Raw genomic sequence first — 12,890 nt, 5'->3', positions numbered from 1 at the left:
AGACGAAAGATGAGAGGTTTGCGTAAAAGCGGGGTTATGGCGCTTGTTCTGGTCTTGGTCATCGCGTTGTCCGCATGCGCCAAGAACGGAAATAGCGGCGGCAACGGCGGAAGCGGCGACGGAGGCGGGGCGGCTTCTCCTTCGGCGTCGGGCCAGGCGAAATCGGACGATAAAATCAAGATCGGCTTCTCGCTGGATACCCTCCAGGAGGAACGCTGGCAAAAGGACCGCGATCTGTTCAAGGCGGCTGCGGAGAAGCTCGGCGCCACCGTCGACGTCCAGGCGGCGAACAGCGACGACGCCAAGCAGATCGCGCAGGCGGAATCGCTCATCTCGCAAGGCGTCGACGTGCTCGTCGTCGTGCCGCACAACGCCGAAGCGACGGCGGCCATCGTCGAAAAGGCGCACGAAGCCGGAATCAAGGTGCTCGCCTACGACCGGCTGATCAAAAACTCCGACGTCGACCTGTACGTGTCGTTCGACAACGAGAAGGTCGGGGAAATGCAGGCGGAAGCGATCGTCGCCAAGGCGCCGAAAGGGAAATACGTCTATATCGGAGGCTCGGAAGCGGACAATAACGCCCACCTGTTCAAGCAAGGCGCGATGAACGTGCTGCAGAAGTATATCGACAGCGGCGACATTCAAATCGTGTACGACCAATGGACGAAGGATTGGAGCCCGGCTGCGGCGCTCGCCAACATGGAAAACGCGCTTACCGCGAACAACAACCAGATCGATGCGGTCATCGCCGCCAACGACGGCACGGCGGGCGGGGTCATTCAGGCGCTCACGGCGCAAGGTCTGGCGGGCAAAATTCCGGTGTCCGGACAGGATGCGGAGCTCGCCGCCGCCCAACGGATCGTGGAAGGGACGCAGACGATGACGGTGTACAAACCGATCAAGTCGCTCGCCGAGAAAGCCGCCGAGCTTGCGATCCAGCTTGCGAAAGGCGAGGAAATCAAGACGGACAAAACGGTCAACAACGGCAAGATCGACGTTCCGTCCGTTCTGCTCGAGCCGATTGCGGTGACGAAGGACAACATCGACGAGACCATTATCGCGGACGGCTTCCACTCCAAAGAAGACGTCTACAAAAATGTCAAGTAACCGGCGGAGGGAACACCGATGACAGCCGCTCTGGAAATGCGCAACATCACGAAGACGTTCCCGGGCGTCAAAGCGCTTGACAATGTGACGTTTACGGTTCGCAGGGGCGAAATCCATGCGCTGTGCGGGGAAAACGGGGCGGGCAAGTCCACGCTGATGAAGGTGCTCAGCGGTTTGTATCCGGCCGGCAGCTACGAGGGCGAAATCCTGATCGACGGCGAGGTGAAGCGGTTCCAGGGAATCAAGGACGCCGAGCAGGCGGGAATCGCGATCATCTACCAGGAGCTGGCTTTGGCGAAGGATCTGTCGATTGCGGAAAACCTGTTTCTCGGCAAGGAGCGGGCCCGGTACGGCATCATCAACTGGGAGCGCGTGTTCAAGGAAAGCGAGAAATGGTTGAGAGAGGTGGGGCTGACCGACGTCAGCCCTGAAACGCCGACGGGCCAGCTCGGCATCGGCAAGCAGCAGCAGGTGGAAATTGCCAAGGCGTTGTCGAAGAACGCGAGCATTCTGATCCTGGACGAGCCGACGGCCGCCTTGACGGAGCAGGAGGTCGCGATTTTGCTGGGGATTTTGAAGGAATTCCGCCGGCGCGGCGTGACCTGCATCTACATCTCCCACAAGCTGAACGAGGTATTCGAAATCGCCGATACGATCACCGTCCTGCGGGACGGCCAAACGGTCGGCACCTATCCGACCCGGGAGCTCACCGAGGAGAAGGTGATCTCGCTGATGGTCGGGCGGGAGCTGAAGGAGCTGTATCCGCGAATCGAGAGCAGGCCGGGCGACGTCGTGCTCAAGGTGGACCGGTATTCGGTCCTGCACCCGACCATTGCCGGCCGCAAGGTGGTCGACAACGTTTCGTTCGAGCTGCGAAAGGGCGAAATTCTCGGCATCGCCGGCCTGATGGGAGCCGGCAGGACGGAGCTGGTCATGAGCCTGTTCGGCTCGTATCCCGGTCCGAGCGAAGGACGGGTCGAAATCGACGGCAAGCCGGTGAAAATCCGCAGCACCAGCCACGCGATCAAAGAAGGCCTGGCGCTCGTATCGGAGGACCGGAAAAAATACGGGCTCGTACTCGGCATGGACATTAAAAACAACGTGACGCTGGCCAGCTTAAATCGCGTCTCCTCCTGGGGCGTCATCGACCTGAACCGGGAGGTGGCGAGCGGCAACGAATATATCCGTTCGCTCCGGATCAAGGCGAATTCGGCCGAGACGATCGTCGGTACGCTGAGCGGCGGCAATCAGCAGAAGGTCGTCCTGAGCAAGTGGCTGATGACCAGACCCAAAGTGCTGATCCTGGACGAACCGACACGCGGCATCGACGTCGGGGCCAAATTCGAAATCTACAACATCATGAACGAGCTGATCCGTCAAGGCGTATCGATCCTGATGGTCTCTTCCGAGCTGCCCGAGCTGCTGGGCATGAGCCACCGCATCATCGTCATCTCGGAAGGCAAAATGACCGGCGAATTCCGGGCGGAGGAAGCGACTCAGGAAGCGATTATGCTGGCGGCAACGGGAGGGTTAGGAACATGAGCGCACAAACGGAAGCGATGCCGGCGAAAGCGTCCCGCGGCGCGAGCTGGTTCAAGTTCGACGCGCGCGCTTACACGATGATCGGCGCGCTCCTGTCGATCTGGGTGTTGTTTTCATTGCTGCATGAACGTTTTTTGACCGCTACGAATTTATCCAACCTGTTTTTGCAAATGTCGGTCACGTCCATTTTGGCGATCGGCATGGTCCTGGTCATCGTGGCCGGGCACATCGATCTTTCGGTCGGATCGCTTGTCGGCTTGACCGGGGGCATCGCCGCCATATTGAACGTCTGGTACGACTGGAACACGATTCCGGTGATCGTGGTGACGGTTGCGATCGGCGCTGCCGTCGGCTTCATTCAGGGATGGATTATCGCCTACAAGGCCGTCCCCGCATTTATCGTGACGCTCGGCGGGATGCTCGTGTTCCGCGGCATTCTGTTCGGCATTAGCGGAAGCGTGACGATCGCGCCGCTGTCTCCGTCCCTGAAGTCGATCGGCCAGTCGTATACGTCCGATCCGATCGGCTGGGCGTTCGGCATCGCCGGACTGCTGCTCGTGGGCTTTCTCGTGCTGCGCAAGCGGGCTTCCCGCCTGCGCTACGGGTTTGAGGTCGAGCCGCTCGCGGTCAGCCTGCTGCGGATGGCGGTCATCGGGGTGCTGATCATCGGCTTCGTCGCCGTCATGAACAGCTACAAGGGCATCCCCGTTCCGTTCGTCATGGTCGTCGTGCTGGCGCTGCTCTTTACGTTCATTTCCAAGAACACGACGTTCGGCCGCCAGATCTACGCGATCGGGGGCAACCAGGAGGCGGCGCGGCTGTCCGGCATCAACATCAGACGGCGCGTGCTGATGGTCTTCGTGCTCTGCAATACGCTCGCGGCGATCGCGGCGCTCGTGCTGACGGCGCGGCTTAATGCGGCGACGATGAACGCGGGGCAGAACTACGAGCTGGATGCCATCGCCGCCTGCGTCATCGGCGGCACGAGCCTCATCGGCGGGTCCGGCACCATTGCCGGCGCGCTGATCGGCGCGCTGGTCATGGCCAGCCTCGACAACGGCATGAGCCTGATGAACATGGAATCGTTCTGGCAATATATCGTCAAGGGCGGCATCCTGGTTCTCGCGGTGTATGTGGACATCTACAGCAGAAACCGGAGGAGGGCGTAACGCGCCCTCCCCTTCGGCTCGCACGCGGCGGAAACGGACTGCCGGGCATTCGCAAGCCGGCTTGAAAGCGGTTCGGTTTTGGGACTGGAAAAAATATGTTACACTATGAGGTGTCAGAGGTACCCAAATTTTGCAAAGGAGTCGAACGGGATGGCCCTGATCACCTGCCGTTTTTATTCGGAAGCGCTGCAGCTCAGCACTTCGATGACCGTTCTGCTGCCGCAGGAAACGCGAACGCAGATCGGCATGGAAGGAAGAAAGCTTGACGGCGCCCATCCGACGCTGTATTTGCTGCACGGCCTGTCCGACGACGATTCGATCTGGCTCCGCCGCACCTCGATCGAGCGGTACGTGTCCGGGCTCGGACTGGCGGTGGTCATGCCGCAGGTGCACCGCAGCTTTTATACGGATATGGCGCACGGCAACCGGTATTGGACGTTTGTCAGCGAGGAGCTTCCGGCGCTTGCCCGGTCCTTTTTCCCGCTGTCTCCGAAGCGGGAGGACAATTTCGTCGCCGGCCTGTCCATGGGCGGCTACGGGGCGTTCAAGCTGGCGCTTCGCCATCCGGACCGATTCGCGGCCGCAGCGAGCTTGTCCGGTGCGCTCAACATCGCGGGCGGATTGCGCGAGCGGCTCGGCGGCGAATACGAACTGATTTTCGGCGATGCGGACGCGGCCGGCACCGAGAACGACCTGTTTTGGCTGCTGGAGCAGCGGGACAAGGAAAACGGGCCGAAACCGAAGCTTTACCAATGCTGCGGAACCGAGGATTTTCTGTACGACGATAATCGGAAGTTTTTGGAGGCGGTTCGGAAAACGGGCTTCGATCATACGTACGACGAGGGACCCGGCGCGCACGAATGGGGATATTGGGACGCCCAGATCCGGAAGGTGCTCTCCTGGCTGCCGCTGCGGAACCAAGGTTAATCGTCCGAATCGATCTTATGGTTACGGTTGTATACTGCGCTAACGGATGGCAAGGAGAGCATGCGAACGCCAACGCATGACTCTCCCTTTGCGTTTCGAGCTCCTTTCGGCCTGCGCCGCTGCGGGCTTCCTTTTGCCCGATCGGACGATTGGCCGAATGGGAACGATGCGGCTTCCATAAACTAACATCGCTTTGCGAGTTTTTCCATCAACGGAACAAGAACGGAGGGAACAGGATGTCTTACCGGATCGAAAAGGACACATTGGGGGAAATCAAAGTCCCCTCGGATAAGCTTTGGGCCGCCCAGACGCAGCGCAGCTTCGAAAACTTCAAAATCGGCACGGAGAAAATGCCGCTTCCGCTCATTCGCGCGTTCGCCGTATTGAAGAGAGCCGCGGCGAAAGTGAACCGGGAGCTCGGGCTGCTGGACGAGGACAAGGCGGAGGCGATCATCGCGGCGGCGGACGAGGTGAGGACCGGCGTCTGGGACGATCACTTTCCGCTTGTCGTCTGGCAGACGGGCAGCGGCACGCAGACCAATATGAACGTCAATGAAGTGATCGCGAACCGGGGCAATCAAATTTTGCTGGGAAAGGGCATCGAAAAGCGCATTCACCCCAATGACGACGTCAACCGCTCCCAAAGTTCGAACGACACGTTTCCGACGGCGATGCACATTGCGGCCTATACCGCTATCGTGGACGAGGTGCTGCCGGCCGTCGAGCTGCTGCAATCGACGCTTGCCCGGAAAAGCGAGCAGTTCAAGGACATTATTAAAATCGGCCGCACGCATTTGCAGGACGCCACGCCGATTACGCTGGGGCAGGAGATCAGCGGCTGGGTGCGGATGCTGGAGAAGTCCGGAGGCATGATCCGCCAGAGCGCCGAACAGCTGCGGGAACTGGCGCTGGGCGGAACGGCCGTCGGAACGGGGATCAACGCGCATCCGAAGTTCGGCTTGCTGGCGGCGGACGAGATCGCCAGGCTTACCGGCAAGCCGTTTGTGACGGCGGCCAACAAGTTCCACGCGCTGACGAGCCACGACGAGCTCGTTCACGCGCACGGGGCGCTCAAGGCGCTCGCGGCGGACCTGATGAAGATCGCCAACGATGTCCGCTGGCTGGCGAGCGGTCCGCGCAGCGGCCTCGGGGAGCTGACCATTCCGGCAAACGAGCCGGGCAGCTCGATTATGCCGGGTAAAGTGAACCCGACCCAGAGCGAGGCGATGACGATGGTCGTCTGCCAGGTGATGGGAAACGACGCGGCAATCGGCTTTGCGGCAAGCCAGGGCAACTTCGAGCTGAACGTGTTCAAGCCGGTCATTATTTACAACTTCCTGCAGTCGGCGCGGCTGCTTGCGGACGTCATCCGCTCGTTTAACGACCGGTGCGCGGTCGGCATCGAGCCGAACGTCTCCGTCATTCGCGAGCATCTGAACCGCTCGCTTATGCTGGTTACCGCCCTCAACCCGCACATCGGCTACGACAACGCGGCGGCCGTAGCCAAGCTGGCGCACAAGGAAGGCATTTCGCTGAAGGAAGCGGCTTTGAGAAGCAACCTGCTGACGGAGGAACAATTCGACCGTATCGTGCGTCCGGAGCGGATGATCGCCCCGACGGAGGATGACGCATAGTGCGGCAAGCGCTTGGCATGCTCTTTGCGGAAGGCCGCCGGGGTTCTCTTCGGGAGAAGAACCGGGTGTGCAATCGGCTTTCGTTTTTTGTATCATCATTTTAGAGAGCGGAAAAGCACATTAAAACAAAACGGGCGGTATGCGGCCCAGACAAAAGGAGGAAAAAACGGTGGAACTGATCTATCACGGACATTCCTGTTTGCAGATCGTAACGGAAGGAAAGTCGCTCGTCATCGATCCTTTCCTGCGCGGCAACGAACTGGCTGTCACGAAGCCCGAGGATATTCAGGCGGATTACGTGCTCCTCACCCACGCGCATACCGATCATATTCTGGACGCGGAGCCGATCGCCCGGGCGAATGACGCCCAGATCGTCGCCGCCGTCGAGCTCGCCGATTACTTGTCCTGGAAAGGACTGAAGACGATCGGCATGAACATCGGGGGAACGATCGATCTCGGCTTCGCCAAGGCGACCATGGTTCAGGCCGTTCACAGCTCCGGCATCGAACTCGAAGACAAGAAAATCATTTACGGCGGTCTTGCGGCGGGATATGTCATTCGCGCGGAAGGCTTGACCATCCTGCATACGGGGGATACGGCGCTGTTCGGGGACATGCAGCTTATCGGCAAGCGCTATAATCCCGATGTCGTCTTCCTTCCGATCGGCGATCATTATACGATGGGGCCGGACGACGCGCTGCAAGCGGCGGAGTGGTTCGGCGCCAAGTGGACGGTGCCCGTGCACTACAATACGTTCTCCATTATCCGTCAGGATGCCGAAGCGTTCGTCAAGCGGTTGGCGGAGAAGGGGCTGAAAGGCAAAGTGCTGGCTCCGGGCGAACGTTTCAGCCTTACGGCGTAGCAGGGGTTCGCTTGCTTCTAGCCGGCACCCTGCCTTATCATCCGGTACCTGCATCGACGAAACGATCCCAAAGACTGTTGCCGAAAAAAGGCGTCGCCTAATCTCGCAACAGTCTTTTTCACGCAAGGGGGTTCTGCGGGCAAGGACCGTTACGGAGCCTCGCTTGCTTGAATCCGAGTATGTAAGGCCCCGATCCAAGTGCCGAAAAGGCAACTGCATTGCGCTTTTCGCCCGACGAGGCGGGGGAGGAGCGGGGCACGATGGGCCGAATATGCAAGCATAACGGCTGTCCATAAGCCTTCCATCCGCTGGCCGAGGGCGGGGCGGAACGCAAACGTACGGGAAGGAAGGTGCGCCGCTAAAAGCGCCGAATAAAGGCGGTTGACGGTTTGCGGTCGCCTGCTTGACGGTAGAGCAGGGCGGCAGTTGAAGCGGGTTCAAAAGGCACGATCAACGCGAAAAGGAAGTCGATCGGCAATGTGGAAAGCGGATTCTTGGCTGGAAGCCCAATACGGGGAGGCGGTTCGGGCGCACGAGGCCGCGATGCGGACGCAAAGCCCGGAAGAACGGAGAAACGGGCTGATTCGGGCGCTGCGCGAATCGCTCGGAGAGTTCGCTCCGAACCCGGACTTTGAGCCGACGCTGCTGGAGCGCGTTCCCTGCGACGGCTATATTCGCGAGCGCGTGGAGCTGTCGGCGACGCCGGGGCTGTCGTTCGCCGCGTACGTGCTGATCCCGGACGGCGCGGACGGTCCGGTGCCGGGCGTGCTTGCGCTGCACGGGCACGGCTACGGCAGCCGGGAGATCGTCGGGCTGAAGCCGGACGGATCGCCGGATACGGGCAAGCCGACTGCGCACCGGCATTTTGCGCTGCAGCTGGTCCATCGCGGGCTTGCCGTCATCGCCCCCGACGTCGTCGGTTTCGGCGAGCGGCGGCTCGACGCGGACTTGCGCGGCAATCCGGATGCGCCCAACTCCTGCTACCGCTTGGCGACGCAGCTCATGATGCTCGGCAAAACGCTGACCGGGCTCCGCGTCGCGGAAGCGAGGCATGCGCTGGATTATTTGCTTAAGCGGCCGGAAGTGCGCGGGCGGAAGGTCGGGGCGATGGGATTCTCGGGCGGAGCCCTGATCGCCGGCGCCGCGGCCGCGTTGGACGGACGGATTGCCGCGGCCGTGCTGACCGGCTTTCCGAATACGTTCAAGGACAGCATCTTCGCCGTCCATCACTGTATCGACAACTATACGCCGGGCTTGCTTCTGCACGCCGAATTGCCGGAGCTGATCGCGCTCGCCGCGCCGCGGCCGCTGTTTCTGGAAGCGGGAGAACGCGACCCGATCTTCCCGCGAGAGGGCTTCCTCAAAGCGGCGGAAGCGGTCCGGCGGGCGTACGAGCGGTACGGCGTTCCGGACCGGTTGGCCGTCGACCTGTTTCCCGGCGCGCACGAAGTCGGCGGCCGCAAGGCGTACGACTGGCTGCGGGAGGCGCTGCTTGCGGACTAAGCGCCGCGGGTCCGTCTTGAATTGACGCCGTCAGACCGTTGTTTTATGCTTCAAACTGTGCAATAACAATAGGCGGTTTTATCCAGGCTCTGCGCTACCGCTCGGAGCAATCGAAGGAGAGAGATGCAAATGGTTCGATTCGGCGTGATCGGAACGAATTGGATTACGGACGCTTTTATTCAGGCGGCCAAGGAAACGAAAGATTTCAAGCTGACGGCCGTTTATTCGCGCACATTGGAGCGGGCGCGCGAATTTGCGGACAAGCACGGGGCGGAGAACGCTTTTGACGATATCGCGGCCATGGCGGCGAGCGGAACGATCGATGCGGTTTATATCGCCAGCCCGAACCGTTATCACGCCGAGCATGCCATCGCCTGCATGCAGCACGGCGTGCACGTGCTTTGCGAAAAGCCGCTCGCGTCCAACGCGGCCGAAGTGCGGAGGATGGCGGAAGCGGCGGAACGTCACGGGGTCGTCTTGATGGAGGCGCTCAAATCGATCTTTATGCCGAACTTCGGCGCCATCCGCGACAGCCTGGCCAAAATCGGCAAGGTGCGCCGGTATTTCGCCAGCTACTGCCAGTATTCCTCCCGCTACGACGCCTTCCGGGCGGGGACCGTGCTGAACGCGTTTAACCCCGCTCTTTCGAACGGCGCGTTGATGGATCTGGGCATCTATTGCCTCTACCCGGCGGTTGTGCTGTTCGGCCGGCCGCAGGAGGTGAAGGCGAACGGAGTGATGCTTTCGTCCGGCGCCGACGGCGAGGGGAGCCTGCTGCTTCGCTATCCTGAGATGGAGGGCGTTATCCAATACTCGAAAATATCGAATTCCTCGCTGCCGAGCGAGATTCAGGGGGAAGACGGCACGATCGTGATCGACCAGATCAGCCAGCCGTCCCGCGTCGAAATCCGCTACCGCGACGGCCGCGTCGAGGAGGCGAGCGTCCCGCAGACCCCGTATGCCATGACGTACGAGGCGCAGGCATTCATCGAACGGGTTCAATCGGGCAAGCGGGAATCCGACCCGTATTCGCCGTCCGTCTCTTTGACGGTCATGGAGCTGATGGACGAAGCGCGCAAGCAGATCGGGCTGAAGTATCCGGCCGATTCGGAATAATTGATTTTGTATAAAGGCAGGAACAAAAAAATGAATCAAGTGCAAATCCCGAATACGGAGCTGCGCGTTTCGCAAATCGGCCTCGGATCGGCGCTGTTCGGAAGCGCCGTTTCCAAGGACGACGCCTTTCGCCTGATGGACCGCTATGCGGACCTTGGCGGGAACATGATCGATACGGCGGAAGTGTACGCGAACTGGCTGCCGGATGTGGAGACGAGCGTCAGCGAGAAAACGATCGGCGAGTGGATGAAGGAAAGAGGCAACCGGAACCGGCTCGTCGTGACGACCAAGGGCGCTCATCCCCGGATGGATACGATGCATATTCCGCGCCTCTCGAAGGCGGAAATCCGCGAGGATCTGGAAGGAAGCCTGCGCGGCTTCAGGTCGAAGCGATCGATTTGTATTGGCTGCACCGCGACGATGCGTCGCGCGAGGCCGGGGAAATCATCGAGACGATGAACGATTTTGTCCGCGAAGGCAAAATCCGCTATTTCGGCTGCTCGAACTGGACGGCGGAGCGGATGCGGGAAGCGCAGGCGTATGCGGCCGAACGCGGCCTGCAGGGCTTTGCCGCCAATCAGATGATGTGGAGCCTGGCGGCGGTCGACAAGGCGCAATTGTCCGATCCGACGCTTGTGCCGATGGACGGCGAAATGTACCGCCTGCACCTGGAGTCGAAGCTTGCGGCCGTTCCGTATTCGTCGCAGGCGCAAGGGCTGTTCAGCAAGTGGGAAAAGGGTACGTACGACGAACAGGACGAGCGGATCGCGCCCCAATACCGAAGCGGGGAAAACGTGGCACGCTGGAAGCGAAGCCGCCGGCTTGCCGCCGAGCTGTCGCTGTCGGTCAACCGGATCGTGCTCGGCTATTTGATCAGCCAGCCGTTCCCGACGATCCCGATCGTCGGCCCCAACAACGTCGAGCAGCTGCTCGACAGCATGAGCGCGGCGGAGGTTAGGCTGACGCCGGAGCAGCTCGCGTATTTGGAAGAGGGAGAAGAAACCGGATGAGGGGGCAAGCCTGCCGGCGCGATGGCCGGCTTGCCGATTGCGGCCGTTCAGTCAGAGGGTTATCGGACTAATCTAAAAAGGAACCTCCAATCCCGCTTGTCGCAGCGGGGTTGGAGGTTCGTCCGTTTTGAGGCGGGGACGGGCTTTTCGGGCCTACCCCTTATGGGACAGCCCCATGCGCACGCCGGCGCTTCATCATTTGGGCTGCCGTTTTTGAATCCAGGCGGCAATATCCTCGATCAGTTCGGCCGACACGTTGGCTGCGCGGCTGTATTCCGTTCCGACGGAGAGGTTGTCGTACTCGGTGAGCAGATGGTTCATTTTCGGGTACGATTTGTACTCCACGTCGGTGCGGTTTTTCAGCGCCTCCTTCCAGCCCTCGAACTGCTTCATCGACACCTGCCAGTCGTTCTCGCCTTGCAGGATGAGCAGCGGGCGCTGCTGCGTCTTGGCCGTTTCCGCCGGCACGTAATCGCGGATGTCGTACCACCAATAGGCGGGCTGCAGCGGAAACCGGTCCGGGGACGGCAGGTTCGCGGCCGAGAATTGAGGATCGTTCAGCACGCTCACGATGCCCGCCATGGACGCCAAAGCCTGTTCCTGCTGGGCCAGCGTCTCCTGCGGGAATCCGAGCAGCTTCATCCGCTCAAGCGCAATCTGCTGCTGCTCGACCAGAATGTCCCCGAATTTGCCGCTCGGGCTGGAGAGCAGAACGGCTCCGGCCACGCTGCCTTCCGCGTCGAGTTCGATCAGCTTCGGCACCGCGAAGCCGCCTTGGCTGTGGCCGACGACGAAGATCCGCCGCGGATCGATGCCGTCCGTTTCTTTCAGCAGCTTGACGGCCTTCAGCGCGTCGTTCACCGTCTCGTCCTCGATGCTGAAATTCGGCACGATCGAGGATTTGAGCGTATGCTCCAGCGTGACTTTCTCGTAACGGAGCACCGCAATGCCCTTGCCGGCGAGGCCGACCGCCAAATCCCGGAACGGCTTCGCTCCGCCGATCGTCGAATCGCGGTCGTGCGGCCCGGAACCGTGCACGAGCACGACCGCCGGGAACGGGCCTTCTCCCTTCGGCATCGTCAACGTGCCGGGAAGCGCAAACGTTCCTTCGCCGATAACGACTTCCTTTTCCGTATATTTTTCCGCATGGTCGTAGGCCGGGGCCCGATACGGCTCCGCGGCCGAAACCGGTGAGAACGCCAAGTCGTCGACCCGGCCTTCCGAATCGAAGCGGACCGTAATCTCGAACGGCAGCGCCGCACCCTCATATGTAAGCCGGACATTCGTATGGACCGCGTTCGGCTCGACGGTTGCGGACGATTGGTTGGGCGTAACGCCGTAGCCTTGGACCAGGCTGGGCCAGAGCGTCTGCAAGGCGGCGGCTGGCAGTGCGGGCTTCACGGCGGGACTTAAAACGGCGGCCGCCGCATCCGCATTGCCGTGGATCAGCTCGTACACGAACCGGCTGGCCAGCGAGACATAGTCGTCCTTCGGAATGACGACTTTTTGGTTGGCTTCGTCCCAGCCGAGCCGGCTGCCCAGCGCCGCGTTCAGGAAATCGAGCGCAACATACGTTTTGCCGCCGATCGTCTGTACCGCAAGGCCGATGTTCTGCGGTTTGCCGTTTACCAGAGCGGTCGTACCGCCGACCCGAAGCTCAATGGCAGACGAGCCGCGAGCGATGCTGATGTTGCCGCCGCCCTTCCATTTGACGGAGGCGCCTACGGTTTCGGCGACGACGCGCAGCGGCACGAGCCGGCTGTCGGCTTGCGGGCCGTTGCCGGCGGTCTGCGTCGGTACGGCCTGCGCGCCGGCACTGGAAGCCGCGGAGGCTGCGAAGGGCACATTCAGCGTCAGAGCCAGAGCCGCCACCGTAATGGCGTAGCGGACGGTTGCCGATTTTTTCATTCCATTCCCTCTCCCCTTTGAAATTAAGTCTTTTGTATAATTAGATAAATATCTAAATAAAGATTAACCGAAAAAACCGGCGCTGTCAATCGAAACCAAATCCGCTTGCTCG

The 12,890-nt window shown here is 60.9% G+C and carries 9 protein-coding genes and 1 pseudogene; 9 read left to right on the top strand and 1 reads right to left on the bottom strand.

Annotated features, from left to right (window positions below):
* Positions 1-9: 9 nt before the first annotated feature.
* The 9 genes and pseudogenes from xylF (at position 10) to F560_RS26565 (ending at position 10,870) form a co-directional block, all read left to right on the top strand.
* Positions 10-1,107, top strand: a complete 1,098-nt coding sequence (gene xylF, locus F560_RS0102780) for a D-xylose ABC transporter substrate-binding protein (protein WP_019004183.1) — start codon at positions 10-12, stop codon at positions 1,105-1,107.
* An 18-nt stretch (positions 1,108-1,125) separates the two neighbouring features.
* Complete coding sequence (locus tag F560_RS0102775; RefSeq protein WP_019004182.1) at positions 1,126-2,649, top strand: xylose ABC transporter ATP-binding protein; 1,524 nt, start codon at positions 1,126-1,128, stop codon at positions 2,647-2,649.
* A complete protein-coding gene (locus tag F560_RS0102770; RefSeq protein WP_019004181.1) occupies positions 2,646-3,818 on the top strand; it encodes a sugar ABC transporter permease in 1,173 nt (390 codons plus the stop codon). The genes F560_RS0102775 and F560_RS0102770 overlap by 4 nt, the downstream gene beginning before the upstream one ends.
* A gap of 150 nt (positions 3,819-3,968) precedes the next feature.
* Complete coding sequence (locus F560_RS0102765) at positions 3,969-4,745, top strand: alpha/beta hydrolase (protein ID WP_019004180.1); 777 nt, start codon at positions 3,969-3,971, stop codon at positions 4,743-4,745.
* A 236-nt stretch (positions 4,746-4,981) separates the two neighbouring features.
* Positions 4,982-6,379, top strand: coding sequence for a class II fumarate hydratase (gene fumC, locus F560_RS0102760; RefSeq protein ID WP_019004179.1), 1,398 nt, complete (start codon positions 4,982-4,984; stop codon positions 6,377-6,379).
* Between the two features lie 169 nt (positions 6,380-6,548).
* Positions 6,549-7,241, top strand: a complete 693-nt coding sequence (locus F560_RS0102755; RefSeq protein WP_019004178.1) for a metal-dependent hydrolase — start codon at positions 6,549-6,551, stop codon at positions 7,239-7,241.
* 477 nt (positions 7,242-7,718) lie between these two features.
* The gene (locus F560_RS0102750; RefSeq protein WP_019004177.1) at positions 7,719-8,744 is read left to right on the top strand and encodes a dienelactone hydrolase family protein; all 1,026 of its coding nucleotides are present in this window, start codon (positions 7,719-7,721) and stop codon (positions 8,742-8,744) included.
* A 129-nt stretch (positions 8,745-8,873) separates the two neighbouring features.
* Positions 8,874-9,860: a Gfo/Idh/MocA family protein gene (locus F560_RS0102745; RefSeq protein ID WP_019004176.1), complete on the top strand. Its 987-nt coding sequence runs from the start codon at positions 8,874-8,876 to the stop codon at positions 9,858-9,860.
* A 30-nt stretch (positions 9,861-9,890) separates the two neighbouring features.
* Positions 9,891-10,870, top strand: a pseudogene (locus F560_RS26565) (aldo/keto reductase).
* 195 nt (positions 10,871-11,065) lie between these two features.
* Here the strand turns inward: F560_RS26565 and F560_RS0102735 are convergent.
* Positions 11,066-12,778: an alpha/beta fold hydrolase gene (locus F560_RS0102735; RefSeq protein ID WP_019004175.1), complete on the bottom strand. Its 1,713-nt coding sequence runs from the start codon at positions 12,776-12,778 to the stop codon at positions 11,066-11,068.
* Positions 12,779-12,890 lie beyond the last annotated feature (112 nt).

Origin of the sequence: Cohnella laeviribosi DSM 21336, from assembly GCF_000378425.1 — a bacterium.
Classification (GTDB): domain Bacteria; phylum Bacillota; class Bacilli; order Paenibacillales; family Paenibacillaceae; genus Cohnella; species Cohnella laeviribosi.
This window is presented reverse-complemented; position numbering and strand designations above follow the sequence as displayed.